This is a genomic window from Streptomyces sp. NBC_00224, assembly GCF_041435195.1.
GTDB lineage: Bacteria > Actinomycetota > Actinomycetes > Streptomycetales > Streptomycetaceae > Streptomyces.
Genome location: NZ_CP108106.1, coordinates 3,448,421 through 3,461,321 on the forward strand (window position 1 = coordinate 3,448,421; position 12,901 = coordinate 3,461,321).

At 70.3% G+C, this 12,901-nt stretch carries 7 protein-coding genes; 3 read left to right on the top strand and 4 right to left on the bottom strand.

Annotated features, from left to right (window positions below; translation table 11 throughout):
- Positions 1-71 precede the first annotated feature (71 nt).
- A complete protein-coding gene (gene hemW / locus OG965_RS15505) occupies positions 72-1,304 on the bottom strand; it encodes a radical SAM family heme chaperone HemW (protein ID WP_371652663.1) in 1,233 nt (410 codons plus the stop codon).
- 108 nt (positions 1,305-1,412) lie between these two features.
- Positions 1,413-3,299 (bottom strand): SpoIIE family protein phosphatase, encoded by a 1,887-nt coding sequence (locus tag OG965_RS15510; RefSeq protein ID WP_371652664.1) that lies wholly within the window; start codon positions 3,297-3,299, stop codon positions 1,413-1,415.
- 209 nt (positions 3,300-3,508) lie between these two features.
- Between OG965_RS15510 and OG965_RS15515 the strand changes: the two genes are divergently transcribed.
- Positions 3,509-7,576: a HAMP domain-containing protein gene (locus OG965_RS15515; protein WP_371656948.1), complete on the top strand. Its 4,068-nt coding sequence runs from the start codon at positions 3,509-3,511 to the stop codon at positions 7,574-7,576.
- A gap of 9 nt (positions 7,577-7,585) precedes the next feature.
- Positions 7,586-8,167, top strand: a complete 582-nt coding sequence (locus OG965_RS15520) for a two-component system response regulator (RefSeq protein WP_371652665.1) — start codon at positions 7,586-7,588, stop codon at positions 8,165-8,167.
- A 114-nt stretch (positions 8,168-8,281) separates the two neighbouring features.
- Here OG965_RS15520 and OG965_RS15525 read toward each other — a convergent pair whose 3' ends face one another.
- Positions 8,282-10,168, bottom strand: coding sequence for a long-chain fatty acid--CoA ligase (locus OG965_RS15525; RefSeq protein WP_371652666.1), 1,887 nt, complete (start codon positions 10,166-10,168; stop codon positions 8,282-8,284).
- A gap of 191 nt (positions 10,169-10,359) precedes the next feature.
- Positions 10,360-12,225, bottom strand: coding sequence for a translation elongation factor 4 (gene lepA, locus OG965_RS15530; RefSeq protein WP_371652667.1), 1,866 nt, complete (start codon positions 12,223-12,225; stop codon positions 10,360-10,362).
- Between the two features lie 208 nt (positions 12,226-12,433).
- On the opposite strand from lepA, the gene rpsT reads away from it, so the two are divergent.
- Positions 12,434-12,703 carry a 30S ribosomal protein S20 gene (gene rpsT, locus OG965_RS15535; protein ID WP_371652668.1) on the top strand — a complete coding sequence of 90 codons (270 nt, stop codon included), beginning with the start codon at positions 12,434-12,436 and terminating at the stop codon, positions 12,701-12,703.
- Positions 12,704-12,901: the final 198 nt, after the last annotated feature.

Sequence of the window (12,901 nt, forward strand, 5' to 3'; positions counted from 1 at the left end):
CCCCACCGGCCCGCAGACGAACACGGTGTCCAGGGGCGCAGCCCCCGGCCGCCCGCCCAGGGCAGAAAAACTCAGTCCACCAAATCCCGCACCACCCCGTCCGCCAACAACCTCCCCCGCAACGTCAGCACCGCCCGTCCCTCCCCGTACGGCCCCGGCTCCAGCAGCCCGTCCGACAGGGCTCGGCGCGATGCCGCGAGGCCCGCCGGGTGCAGGAGGGACAGGGCGCAGCCGTCGCGGAGGCGGAGCTCCAGGAGGATGCGCTCCACGCGACGGTCCCCGGAGGACAGGACCTCGCGGCCCGCGCCCGGCGTGCGCCCGCCCGCCAGCGCCGCCGCATACGCCCCCGGATGCTTCACGTTCCACCAGCGGACCCCGCCCACGTGGGAGTGGGCTCCCGGCCCCGCGCCCCACCAGTCCGCGCCCCGCCAGTACAGCTCGTTGTGGAGGCAGCGGCCCGCCTCCGTGGTGGCCCAGTTGGACACCTCGTACCAGTGGAAGCCCGCCTCCGCCAGGACCGAGTCCGCGATCAGATAGCGGTCCGCGTGGACGTCGTCGTCCGTCATCGGGACCTCGCCCCGGCGGATCCGGCGCGCCAGCTGGGTGCCTTCCTCGACGATCAGGGCGTAGGCGGAGATGTGGTCGGGGCCCGCCCCGACCGCCGCCGCCAGCGACTCCCGCCAGTCCTCGTCCGTCTCCCCCGGCGTCCCGTAGATCAGGTCCAGGTTGACGTGGTCGAAGCCCGCCGCCCGCGCCTCCGCGACGCACGCCTCGGGGCGCCCCGGCGTGTGCGTACGGTCCAGGATCTTCAGGACGTGCTGCTTCGCGCTCTGCATGCCGAAGGAGACGCGGTTGAAGCCGCCCGCCCTCAGCTCCTCCAGGTACGCCCGGTCCACCGACTCGGGGTTCGCCTCCGTCGTCACCTCGGCGTCGTCCGCCAGGCCGAACTCCTCGCGTACGGCCGACAGCATGCGGACCAGGTCGGCCGCCGGGAGCAGGGTCGGGGTGCCGCCGCCCACGAAGACCGTGCGGACCGGGCGGGGGTCGTCCCCGAGCACCTTCCGGGCGAGGCGGACCTCGTCGATCAGGGTGGCGGCGTAGTTGTCCCGGGACGCCAGGACGCCGCCGGAGCCGCGCAGCTCGGTGGCGGTGTAGGTGTTGAAGTCGCAGTACCCGCAGCGCGTGGCGCAGTAGGGAACGTGCAGGTAGAAGCCGAGCGGCCGCTCCCCCGCGCCCTCCAGGGCGGAACCGGGCAGCGCCCCGTCCTCGGGCATGGGCTCACCATCGGGCAGTACGGAAGGCATGCCCCCATTGTCCGCCACCGGGGAGCGCCCTCTCACCGCACGCCCGCGCGCCCCGGGTCCGGCCTCACCGCACGCCGCGCGCCCCCGGGTCCGGCCGACCGCCCGAGGTCACCGCGCCTGGAGTACCAGCAGCGCCAGGTCGTCCTCCGGCGGCGTCGTGCCGAACGCGTACACCGCCCGCTTGACGCTCTCCGCCACCCCCGTCGCCGTCATCCCCACGCACCCCGCGAGCACCGCCGCGAGCCCGTCGCCGTCGTCGAACATCTGCCTTCCCGAGCGGCGCTCGGTCACCCCGTCCGTGACGCACAGCAGGGTGTCCCCGGGCATCAGCCGGAAGCTCTCGCTCTCGTACGCCGCGCCCTCCACCACTCCGATCAGCACCTGCGGCACCGCCGCCGCCCGCACCGACCCCTCGGGCCGCAGCAGCAGCGGCAGCGGGTGCCCGGCGCTCGCCAGGGTGCACAGGACGCCGCCGCCCTGCTCCGGCGGGACCGGCACCAGCTCCCCGTACAGCAGGGAGAGGAAGCGTGCCTGCGGCCCCTCGGTCACCTCGCGGCCGCCGGCCGCCGCGACCATCCGCGCGGCCGCCTCCGCCGCCTCGACCCCGTCGTCGACGAGCAGCTTGTTGAGGCGGTCGAGCACGTCGTGCACCGCGTACCCCTCGCGGGCGAGCAGCCGCAGCCAGGGCCGGACCAGGCCGGTGACGACGGCCGCCTCGGGGCCGCTGCCCTGGACGTCGCCGAGGGCGAAGCACCAGCGGCCGTCGGCGCCGGGGAACAGGTCGTAGAAGTCGCCGCCCGCCACGCCCTCGCCGCTGGGCTGGTAGACCAGCGCGCTGTCGACGCCCGGGATCTCCGCGACGCTCGCGGGCAGCAGCCCGCGCTGGAGCACCCGGCTGATGGTGACCTGGCGGGTGTACTGCCGCGCGGCGCCGATCGCCAGCGCCACCCGGCGCACGAAGTCCTCGACAAGGCCCGTGACCTCGTCGGGGATGCGCGTCATCCCGGCCCGCCCCAGCATGAGCACGCCGACGGCCCGGCCGCCCGCCACCATCCGGTACGCGAGCGCCGCCCCGTCGTCGCCGTGCTCCGGGCCCGGCCACGGCATCGGGACCGGCCCGCCGCGCGCGGACTCCGGCAGCCGCGGCGGCTCCTTCTCCAGGACCGCCCGCAGCTCATCGATCCCGGACTCGCGGGCGTGCCACACCCGGGCGAGCCGGGGCTCGCCGGCCGGGCCGCCGGCCTCCGGGCCGAGCCAGATCGCGCACCAGTCGCAGAGCCGGGGCACCAGGAGCTGTCCGGCGAGCGCCGCGATCATGTCCTCGTCGAACTGGCCCGCCAGCAGGTCGGACGCCTCCGCCAGGAAGGAGAGGGCTCCCCGGTTCACCCAGTCGCGGTCCTGCCCGGAGGGGGCGCCGCGCGGCGGGGTGGCCAGTATCTCGGCGGCGCGCAGGCCGCGTTGGAGCCGCGCTTCGGCGCCCGGGTCCCCGTCGGGGCGGGAGTCGTCCGTGTCGAGGAGCAGCCGCGCCCACACCGTCTTCAGTCCGGGGCGGTAGGTGATCCCCCAGCACTCCGCGAGCGCCGCCACCAGGTGCAGCCCCCGCCCGTACTCCGGCGAGCCCGGCTCGCGCGCCCCGCGCGGCTCGTTGCGTACGACCCTGGAGGGGTGGTGGTCGGAGACCTCGATGACCACCGCGCCCGGCTCGTCCCCGGCGGGCGGCTCCAGGCGGCAGACCAGGTCGACGGTGGTGCCGGCGTGCACCACGGCGTTGGTAACCAGCTCGTTGACGAGTATCGCCGCGTCGTCGGCGGCCCGCTCGTCGAGCCGGACGGCGCCGGGCGCCCCCTGGCCCGTCCAGTCGGCGAGCGCGGCCCGCACGAAGTGGCGGGCGGCGGACGGCGCGTGCGGGTTGCCGGGCAGGCTGGTGCGGGCGGCGGACCCGGTCCCGCGCTCCGCCGCGTCGGGGGAAGGCGCCGGGCGGAGTGGGCGGTTCACGCTCTCCCGCTGCGTTGGAATGGACCCCACGGTGCGGCTCCCGATCGGTTCTCACATTGCGCACCTCATGACACCGACAGAGTGACAGACTGAGCGGGCCCATAAGCGCCGAGTCACCGAAGTGGGCCGAGATGAACAGAGACAGTGCCGTGCCTTCCGGGGGCGGAGACTGGATCCGCGCACTGGAGTTACGCCCGCTGCTGGCCGCGATGACCGCGCTGCGCGACGGCGACTTCGGGGTCCGGCTCCAGGAGACCTACGAGGGCATACCCGCCGAGCTGGCGGCGGTCTTCAACCAGGTCGCCGTGCGCAACCAGCACCTCACCGACGAGTTGCTGCGGGTGCGCCGCGAGGTCGTCCGCCACGGGCGCCTCGACGAGCGGCTGGCCGCCAGCCCCGGACAGGGCGCCTGGCAGGCCGGGGTGACCAGCGCGAACACGCTGATCGACGCCCTGGTCGTACCGGCGGCGAACGCCACGCGTGTCCTGGACGCGGTGGCGGGCGGCGATCTGACCCAGCGGGTCGATCTCCACGACGGGAACCGCCAGTTGCGCGGCGATCTGCGCCGGCTCGGCCGGGCCGTCAACAAGATGGTGGACCAGCTCTCCCTCTTCACCGGCGAGGTGACCCGGGTCGCCCGCGAGGTCGGCACCGAGGGACGGCTGGGCGGCCGCGCCAAGGTGCAGGGTCTGAGCGGCAGTTGGCGTGACGTGACCGAGGCCGTCAACACCATGGCCTCCCGGCTGACCGCCCAGGTCCGCGACATCGCCGCGGTGACCACGGCGGTGGCGCGGGGCGATCTGACCCGTACGGTGACGGTCGAGGCGACCGGCGAGCTGCTCGAACTGAAGCTCACCGTGAACACGATGGTCGACCAGCTCTCCGCCTTCGCCGACGAGGTCACCAGGGTGGCCCGCGAGGTCGGCACCGAGGGTCAGCTGGGCGGGCGCGCCCAGGTCCGGGGCGTCTCCGGAGTCTGGAAGGACCTCACGGACAACGTCAACTTCATGGCGTCGAACCTCACTTCCCAGGTCCGCAACATCGCCCAGGTGACGACGGCCGTCGCCAACGGCGACCTCTCCCAGAAGATCACCGTGGACGCCCAGGGCGAGATCCTGGAGCTCAAGTCGACCATCAACACCATGGTCGACCAGCTCTCCGCCTTCGCCGACGAGGTGACCCGCGTCGCCCGCGAGGTCGGCACCGAGGGCAATCTGGGCGGGCGCGCCCAGGTCCGGGGCGTCTCCGGGGTCTGGAAGGACCTCACCGAGAACGTCAACTTCATGGCGGACAACCTGACCTCCCAGGTCCGCAACATCGCGCTCGTCTCGACGGCGGTGGCCCAGGGCGACCTCGGCAAGAAGATCACGGTCGAGGCGAAGGGCGAGATCCTCGAACTCAAGTCGACCATCAACACCATGGTCGACCAGCTCTCCGCCTTCGCCGACGAGGTGACCCGCGTCGCCCGCGAGGTCGGCACGGAAGGCAACCTCGGCGGCCAGGCGCAGGTCCGCGGGGTGTCCGGGGTCTGGAAGGACCTCACGGACAACGTCAACTTCATGGCGTCGAACCTCACTTCCCAGGTCCGCAACATCGCCCAGGTGACGACGGCCGTCGCCAACGGCGACCTCTCCAAGAAGATCACCGTCGACGCACGCGGCGAGATCCTGGAGCTCAAGGACACCGTCAACACGATGGTGGAGCAGCTGCGCGCGTTCGCGGACGAGGTGACCCGCGTCGCTCGCGAGGTCGGCACGGACGGGCGGCTCGGCGGGCGCGCCCAGGTCCTCGGCGTCTCGGGGGTCTGGAAGGACCTCACCGACAACGTCAACTACATGGCGGACAACCTGACTTCGCAGGTCCGCAACATCGCCCAGGTGGCGACCGCGGTGGCCCAGGGCGACCTCTCCAAGAAGATCGACGTGGACGCGCGCGGCGAGATCCTGGAGCTGAAGACCACCATCAACACCATGGTCGACACGCTCTCCTCGTTCTCCTCCGAGGTCACCCGGGTCGCCCGCGAGGTCGGCTCGGAGGGCCAGCTGGGCGGCCAGGCCCGGGTCGAGGGCGTGTACGGCACGTGGAAGCGCCTGACCACCAACGTCAACGAGCTCGCGCTCAACCTCACCACCCAGGTCCGCGCGATCGCGGAGGTGGCCTCGGCGGTGGCCCAGGGCGACATGTCCCGCTCGATCACCGTGGAGACCAGGGGCGAGGTCACCGATCTCAAGGACAACATCAACCTGATGGTGTCCAACCTCCGCGAGACCACCCGCGCCAAGGACTGGCTGGAGTCCAACCTGGCCCGGCTGGCCGCTCTGATGCAGGGCCACCGCGATCTGATGGAGGTCGCCGACCTGATCCTGCGCGAGCTGACGCCGCTGGTGAACGCGCAGTACGGCGCGTTCTTCCTGGCCGACCCGGACAACGAGGGCACCCCGTCCCGTACGACGTCGACGACCAAGGGGCTCGCCTTCATCGCGGGGTACGGCTCGGCGCAGGGCGCGACCGTCGACACCACCGGCATGCCGGGCCACGGACTGGTCCGCCAGGCGGCCCTGGAGAAGAAGCGGATCCTGTTCGCGGAGGCGCCGCCCGACTACATCAAGATCAGCTCGGGGCTCGGCGAGGCGCCCCCGGCCAGTGTTGTGATCATCCCGATCCTCTTCGAGGACAAGCTCCTCGGCGTGATCGAACTGGCCTCGTTCTCCCGCTTCTCCGACGTCCACCTGGCGTTCTTCGACCAGTTCGTGAACACCATCGGCGTCGCGATCAACACCATCATCGCCAACTCCCGTACGGAATCGCTGCTCAGCGAGTCCCAGCGGCTCGCCATCCAGCTCCAGGAGCGCTCCGACGAACTCCAGCGCCAGCAGGCCGAGCTGCAGCGCTCCAACGCCGAGCTGGAGGAGAAGGCCGCGCTGCTCGCGACCAGCTCCCAGTACAAGTCGGAGTTCCTGGCGAACATGTCGCACGAGCTGCGCACCCCGCTCAACTCGCTGCTCATCCTGGCCCGGCTGCTCTCCGACAACCCGGACGACCACCTCTCCGACCAGGAGGTCCAGTTCGCCACCACGATCCACCGCTCCGGCTCCGACCTGCTCCAGCTGATCAACGACATCCTGGACCTGTCGAAGATCGAGGCCGGCCGGATGGACGTACGGCCCAAGAGGCTGCCGCTCATCAAGGTGCTCGACTACGTCCACGCCACCTTCCGCCCGATCACCCTCGACCGGGGCCTCGCCTTCGAGGTCGCGGTGGGCGAGGACGTGCCGCGCGAGATGTTCTCGGACGAGCAGCGGCTCCAGCAGATCCTGCGCAACCTCCTCTCCAACGCGATCAAGTTCACCTCCTCCGGCCGCGTCGAGCTCCGCGTCACCCGGATCAAGGACCCGGACGAGGGGGTGCTGGGCGGCACGGACGATCTGATCGCCTTCGCGGTCACCGACACCGGAATCGGTATCGCGCCGGAGAAACTCCCGGTGATCTTCGAGGCGTTCCAGCAGGCCGACGGGACGACCAACCGCAAGTACGGCGGCACCGGCCTCGGCCTGTCCATCAGCCGCGAGATCGCGGGCCTGCTCGGCGGCCGGATCGTCGCCGAGAGCGAGCCGGGCAGCGGCTCCACCTTCACCCTGTACGTGCCGACGCTCCACCCCGGCCATGTGATGGGCGACCTCGACGAGCCCCCGGAGCTCGCCGCCGACCCGGCCGAGCCGCTCTCCTCCGAGCCCATGCTGCTGCCCGACCAGTACGACGACTGGCCGACCACCACCAAGCTGGAGGAGTGGAAGCAGGGCCGCGCCGGCCAAGTGCTGCCGGGGCGGCGGGTGTTGATCGTCGACGACGACATCCGCAACGTCTTCGCGCTCACCCATGTGCTCGGCCGCGTCGGAATGCCCGTGCTGTACGCGGAGAACGGCCGCGAGGGCATCGAGACCCTGGAGCGCAACCCAGAGGTCGAGCTGATCCTGATGGACATCATGATGCCGGAAATGGACGGGTACGAGACGATCGAGGCCATCCGCCGCAGCCCGCTGTGGACCGATCTGCCCATCGTCGCCCTCACCGCGAAGGCGATGCCGGGCGACCGCGAGAAGTCGATCGCCCAGGGCGCCAACGAATACGTGCCCAAGCCCGTCGACGTGGACCGGCTGCTCACCGTGATCTGCGCCCTGCTCGACCCGGAGGGCGAGCGCCCGGGACCGGGGAGCGCGTCCGTACCGGAGCAGTCGAGCGGCACCGGTGAACCTGCCGCCGCTCCTCCGACCACGTAAGGCGACACGATGAGCACAGCGGCACCGCCCTGCGACCGGGCGAGCATCCTCCTGGTCGACGACATGGAGGACAACCTGATCGCGCTGGAGGCCGTGCTGGGCTCGCTCAACGAGCCGCTGGTACGGGCGCGTTCGGGCGAGGAGGCGATGAAGGCACTGCTGCGGCAGACGTTCGCGGTGGTGCTGCTCGACGTACGGATGCCGGGCATGGACGGCTTCGAGACCGCGAGCAACATCAAGCGGCTCGACCAGACGAAGGACGTGCCGATCATCTTCCTGACCGGCACGGACAGCGACAGCGGCTATGCGTTCAGGGGGTACGCCACGGGCGCGGCGGACTTCCTCACCAAACCGTTCGACCCCTGGGTGCTGCGCGCCAAGGTGAGCGTGTTCCTGGAGCTGCACCGCAAGACCCGCCAGCTGGAGCGGCTGCTGACGCGCGAGCAGAAGCAGCTCGGCGAGATCGCGCAGCGGCTGGCGACGATCGAGGCGGAGCTGATGCGCGCCGGCCTGGCCGAGTCGGGCGACCTGCACCACCAGCTGACGGCCCTGGAGGAGATCATCCGGGACATGAGGAGCGGGCGGGTCTGAGCGCTTCGCTGGGAGCGCGGTGATTCGACTGCGGGTTGTCGGTGGCTGGTCGCGCAGTTCCCCGCGCCCCCCAGGGGGCGCGGTCGACCTCTCCCGCGCCCCGGACCGTACCGGCTACGCCTCCTTGGACCCCGAGTACATGTCCTCGATCAGCTCCTTGTACTGGCGCTCCACGACCGGGCGCTTCAGCTTGAGGCTGGGTGTCAGCTCGCCGTGCTCCACATCGAGGTCGCGCGGCAGCAGCCGGAACTGCTTGATGGTCTGCCAGCGCTGCAGGCCCTCGTTGAGGCGCTTCACATAGCCCTCGATCAGCGCCACCGTCTCCTGGTGGGCGACCACCTCGGCGTACGAGCCGCTGACCCCGTGGTCCTTGGCCCAGCCCAGGATCGCGGGCTCGTCGAGGGCGATCAGCGCGGTGCAGAAGTTCCGGTCGGCGCCGAGCACCAGGATGTTGGAGACGAACGGGCAGACCGCCTTGAACTGGCCCTCGACCTCGGCCGGCGCGATGTACTTGCCGCCGGACGTCTTGATCAGGTCCTTCTTGCGGTCGGTGATCCGCAGATAGCCGTCGGGCGACAGCTCGCCGATGTCCCCGGTGTGGAACCACCCGTCGGACTCCAGGACTTCAGCCGTCTTCTCGGGCAGCTTGTGGTAGCCCTCCATGATGCCGGGGCCGCGCAGCAGGATCTCGCCGTCGTCGGCGATGCGCACCTCAAGGCCGGGCAGCGGCTTGCCGACCGTGCCCGTGCGGTAGGCCTCGCCCGGGTTCACGAAGGAGGCGGCGCTGGTCTCGGTGAGCCCGTACCCCTCCAGGATGTGGATCCCGGCGCCGGAGAAGAAGAAGCCGATCTCGGGGGAGAGCGCGGCCGAGCCGGACACGGCGGCGCGCAGCCGGCCGCCGAACGCCTCGCGGATCTTCGCGTACACCAGCGCGTCCGCGACCTTGTGCTTGGCGGCGAGGCCGAAGGGCGCCGAGGCCTTGCCGGTGCGCCGGAAGTTGTCCTGGGTGGTCTTCGCGTACTCGCGGGCCACCTCGGCCGCCCACTGGAAGATCTTGTACTTGGCGCCGCCGGCCTCCCGCGCCTTGGCGGCGACCCCGTTGTAGACCTTCTCGAAGATCCGGGGCACCGACGCCATGTACGTGGGCTGGACGATCGGCAGATTCGTGATGATCTTGTCGACCCGGCCGTCGACGGCCGTCACATGACCGACCTCGATCTGCCCGGAGGTCAGCACCTTGCCGAAGACGTGCGCGAGCGGCAGCCAGAGGTACTGCACGTCGTCGCCGCTGATCAGCCCGGTCGCCGCGATGGCCTTCGCCATGTACGACCAGTTGTCCTGCGGCAGCCGCACGCCCTTGGGGCGGCCGGTCGTGCCCGAGGTGTAGATCAGCGTGGCCAGCTGGTCGGAGGTGATGGCCGCGATCCGCTCCTTGACCGCGTCCGGGTTCTTCTCCAGATACGCGGCGCCGCGCGCCTCCAGCTCGGCGAGGGTGAGCACCCAGCCCTCGGGGTCGCCCTCGACCGGCTCGGCGCCCGCCGCGTCGAAGACCACGACGTGCTGGAGGTCCGGCAGCTCGGCGCGGCGCTCGCGCGCCTTCGCCAGCTGGGCCGCGTTCTCCGCGAAGAGCACCCGGCTCTCGGAGTCGCCCAGGATGTACGCCGACTCCTCGGCGTTGGTCTGCGGGTAAATGGTGGTGGTCGCGCCGCCCGCGCACATCACACCGAGGTCCGCGAGGATCCACTCGATGCGGGTGGAGGAGGAGAGCGCCACGCGCTGCTCGGAGGTGACGCCCAGATCGGCGAGCCCGGCCGCGATCGCGTAGACCCGGTCGGCGGCCTGCCCCCAGCTCAGCGACTTCCACTCCTCAAGGCCCTGGCCGTCGGCGGCCGGGACCGGATGGCGATAGGCCTCCAGGTCCGGGGTGGCCTCCACCCGCTGGACGAAGAGGGCCGCCACGGACGGTGGCCGGTTCTCGATCAAGGTCTGTGTGTCGCTCACGACGTCCTCCGGGCTGGCCTGCGGCAGGGCTGCGGCTGCTTCTTGTTTAACTGGCGAGTAACCATCGGGCCGTGATCAGAGTAGAGCGCTCCCGCCTGCCGCGTAAGGGGCAGTGGAAGGTGGTTTCATAACGAACGGACCCCCACTCCGAAGAGCGGGGGTCCGTCGTGGCGCAGGGGGCTACTCGCCGGTCACTTCTTCTTGCTCGCAGACTCGTCGCTGGACAGCACCGCGATGAAGGCCTCCTGCGGAACCTCCACGGAACCGACCATCTTCATCCGCTTCTTGCCTTCCTTCTGCTTCTCCAGCAGCTTCCGCTTACGGGAGATGTCACCGCCGTAGCACTTGGCGAGGACGTCCTTGCGGATGGCGCGGATGGTCTCTCGGGCGATCACCCGGGAGCCGATCGCGGCCTGGATCGGCACCTCGAAGGCCTGCCGGGGAATGAGCTCGCGCAGCTTGGCGACGAGCCGCACACCGTACGCGTACGCCGCGTCCTTGTGGGTGACGGCCGAGAAGGCGTCGACCTTGTCGCCGTGCAGCAGGATGTCGACCTTGACGAGGCTGGCCGACTGCTCGCCGGTGGGCTCGTAGTCGAGCGAGGCGTAGCCCCGGGTCTTGGACTTCAGCTGGTCGAAGAAGTCGAAGACGATCTCCGCGAGCGGCAGCGTGTACCGGATCTCGACCCGGTCCTCGGAGAGGTAGTCCATGCCGATCAGGGTGCCGCGCCGGGTCTGGCAGAGCTCCATGATCGAGCCGATGAACTCGCTGGGCGCGAGGATCGTGGCACGCACGACCGGCTCGTACACGTCCGAGATCTTCCCCTCGGGGAACTCACTCGGATTGGTGACGGTGACTTCCTTGCCGTCCTCCAGGACGACCCGGTAGACCACGTTCGGCGCGGTGGCGATCAGGTCGAGCCCGAACTCGCGCTCCAGCCGCTCGCGGATGACGTCGAGGTGCAGCAGCCCGAGGAAGCCGACGCGGAAGCCGAAGCCGAGCGCGGCGGAGGTCTCCGGCTCGTACACCAGCGCGGCGTCGTTCAGCTGCAGCTTGTCGAGGGCCTCGCGCAGGTCCGGGTAGTCCGACCCGTCGAGCGGATACAGACCCGAGAAGACCATCGGCTTCGGGTCCTTGTATCCGCCGAGCGCCTCGGTGGCGCCGTTGTGCAGGGAGGTGATGGTGTCACCGACCTTGGACTGACGAACGTCCTTCACACCGGTGATGAGGTAACCGACCTCGCCGACACCAAGCCCGTCGGCGGGCAGCATCTCCGGCGAGTTCGTCCCGATCTCCAGGAGCTCGTGGGTGGCGCCGGTGGACATCATCCGGATCCGCTCGCGCTTGTTGAGCTGACCGTCGATGACACGGACGTACGTGACGACGCCCCGGTACGAGTCGTAGACCGAGTCGAAGATCATCGCGCGGGCGGGCGCGTCGGCCACGCCGACGGGCGCGGGCACGTCGCGCACCACACGGTTGAGCAGCGCGTCCACGCCGACACCGGTCTTGGCGGAGACCTTCAGCACGTCCTCGGGCTGGCACCCGATGAGGTTGGCCAGCTCCTCGGCGAACTTCTCGGGCTGCGCGGCGGGAAGGTCGATCTTGTTGAGCACGGGAACGATGGTGAGGTCGTTCTCCATGGCGAGGTAGAGGTTCGCCAGGGTCTGCGCCTCGATGCCCTGAGCGGCATCGACGAGGAGAACGGTCCCCTCGCAGGCGGCGAGCGACCGCGACACCTCGTACGTGAAGTCCACGTGCCCCGGGGTGTCGATCATGTTCAGGATGTGCGTCTTACCCTGGTCGGCTCCCTCGCTGGGAGCCCAGGGCAAACGCACGGCCTGAGACTTGATCGTGATGCCACGCTCACGCTCGATGTCCATACGGTCGAGGTACTGGGCGCGCATCTGCCGCTGATCGACCACACCGGTCAGCTGGAGCATCCGGTCGGCAAGGGTCGACTTGCCGTGGTCGATGTGCGCGATGATGCAGAAATTGCGGATCAGAGCCGGGGCGGTACGGCTCGGCTCGGGCACGTTGTGAGGCGTCGCGGGCACGCAGGGTCCTGATTCTTGAGACGCGGGGCGTCTCGTCTCGGGCGATGTCGGATCGATACGTAGCCCCCATCGTCCCATGGGAACGGGACTGCGCTCGGTTTGGGCCGCCAGCTGGACGGCTGGTAACCTGGGCAGCTGTGCCTCGTCTGCCCTCTCAGCCGACGAGTGCCACAACCATCTGATACATCGAACCTGAAAAGGCTCTTTCGTGGCGAACATCAAGTCCCAGATCAAGCGGAACAAGACCAACGAGAAGGCGCGCCTGCGTAACAAGGCCGTCAAGTCCGAGGTCAAGACCGCGATCCGCAAGGCCCGCGAGGCTGTCCTGGCCGGCGACGTCGAGGCGGCCGACACGGCTGTCCGCGCCGCCTCCAAGAAGCTGGACAAGGCCGTCAGCAAGGGCGTCATCCACAAGAACGCCGCCGCCAACAAGAAGTCGGCGCTGGCCCACAAGGTTGTCGCTCTCAAGGCTGCCTGACCAAGTGACCGGCCCCCGGGCCGCTCGCCTGGCCAGTCTCCTCGGCTGACCACTTGATAGACCACCGGCAGGGACCCAGCGGGCCCTCTCTTCCGCTCCCTCCCGGTACCTGCACCACCGCCGCACGCGGCCTGCGTTCGCCACGCGGGTGCGGCGAACAGCTTGAACAGCTGAATAGCTCGAACAGCTGAGCAGCTG

What these genes read in the sequence shown, in the direction of transcription:
- hemW (WP_371652663.1), bottom strand. Translation starts at nt 1,304, where the DNA reads ATGCCTTCCGTACTGCCCGATGGTGAGCCCATGCCCGAGGACGGGGCG.
- OG965_RS15515 (WP_371656948.1), top strand. Translation starts at nt 3,509, where the DNA reads ATGACCGCGCTGCGCGACGGCGACTTCGGGGTCCGGCTCCAGGAGACC.
- OG965_RS15520 (WP_371652665.1), top strand. Translation starts at nt 7,586, where the DNA reads ATGAGCACAGCGGCACCGCCCTGCGACCGGGCGAGCATCCTCCTGGTC.